The organism is Microbacterium sp. ZW CA_36 (assembly GCF_044987475.1).
In the GTDB taxonomy this organism is placed as follows: Bacteria; Actinomycetota; Actinomycetes; order Actinomycetales; family Microbacteriaceae; genus Microbacterium.
In genome coordinates, this window is sequence record NZ_JBJDRL010000137.1 from 1 (window position 1) to 1,424 (window position 1,424).

Consider the following 1,424-nt stretch of genomic DNA (forward strand, 5'->3'; position numbering starts at 1 on the left):
GGCCAGGGCAGCGCCGTCGCGCTCGACGCGCACGGCGCCGCCGGCCGCGAGCCAGTCCGCCAGCTGTGCGTCGACGCGCGCGGTGAGCGCGTCGAGATCAGCGAGCGCCTCCGAGTCGAAGCCCTTGCGACGCAGCGACTTGCCGATGCGGTAGACGTCCACCGAGCCGTCGCCGACGATGCGCGACTCCTGGATCGCGAGCGCATCGAAGGCGGGTGCACCGAGCGCATCGGCCGGGGCCTCGTTCCGCCAGGCGTCCGCCAGCGCCGCATCGAGGGCGAGCGAGGCGAGGTGGCACGCGGTGTGCCCGGCCGAGAGCGCTGCGCGGTAGCCGGCGTCCACCGTCACGTCGACGACGTCGCCCTCGGCGACAGGCGCATCTCCGTCGATCAGGTGCGCCACGACGAAGGTCCACCCCTCGGTGCCGGTGCGCACCGGCACCTCTGCGCCGAGCAGGAGCCGGTCGGCGGGTGCCGCGTCCACCGGGAGAGCGCCCACCACCGCGTCGATGACCGCGAGGTCGGCACCGGCGACGCGGAGCGTGCCGCGATCGGCGGGCTGGTCGGGCCACGCGGTGTCGACCGGATGGAAGGCGGTCTCATCGAGGACGACGGCCCGGCGGCCGTCGCCGGCATCGGCGACGTGCACCACGGTGCTCCGCGAGGCGGTCGCGCCCGCCGGATAGCTGACGGCGGTGCCGATGGTAGGGATCACAGCTCCCCCGTGCCGCGAGGGCGCAACGGGCCGCGGGCGAGCAGGAACTGCGCCGACTGCGCGACCGGACGCATGGTGATGAGGTCGAGGTTGACGTGCCCGGGCGCGTTGAGCGCGTAGGCGATCACGTCGGCCACGTCGTCGGCGGTCAGCGGATTCGCGACGCCGTCGTACACGCGCTCGGCGGCCGCACTGTCGCCACCGAGGCGGTTGAGCGTGAACTCGGGCGTGTGCACCATGCCGGGCGCGACCTCTACGACGCGGATCGGCTCGCCGTTGAGCTCGAGGCGGAGGGCGTGCGCCAGCATGGCCTCGCCCGCCTTGGCGGCGTTGTAGCCGGCGCCGCCGGCGTACGCGGTCTGCGCGGCGGTCGAGGTGACGAAGAGGGTGTCGGCGTGACCGTCGGATGCCGCGGCCCGCCGCAGCTGCGGCAGCAGCGCCGAGACGAGCCGCTGCGCCGAGAGCACGTTGGCCTCGAACATCCACTGCCAGTCCTCGACACGGCCGTCCTCGACGCGATCGGTGCCGCGTGCGCCGCCGGCCACGTGCACGAGGGCGTGCAGCGGACCCGTCTCGGCGAGGAACGTGGCGAGCGCCTCGACGTCGGCGTCGGACGTCAGGTCGGCCGCGAAGGCCCCCGCACCGGTCTCGGCCTCGAGCGCCGCGAGCCGATCGCGTCGAGGACGGCCGTGTCGAGGACTGGCAGTGGA

The 1,424-nt window shown here is 74.5% G+C and carries 2 protein-coding genes; both read right to left on the reverse strand.

Annotated elements, in window-relative coordinates; translation table 11 throughout:
* Positions 1-714 (reverse strand): metal-dependent hydrolase (locus ACI3KX_RS22070; RefSeq protein WP_404911093.1); only part of this gene is annotated, 714 nt, incomplete at its 3' end.
* Positions 711-1,424, reverse strand: a 714-nt coding sequence (locus ACI3KX_RS22075) for an SDR family oxidoreductase (RefSeq protein WP_404911094.1), incomplete at its 5' end; no start/stop codon positions are given. The genes ACI3KX_RS22075 and ACI3KX_RS22070, both read right to left, overlap by 4 nt.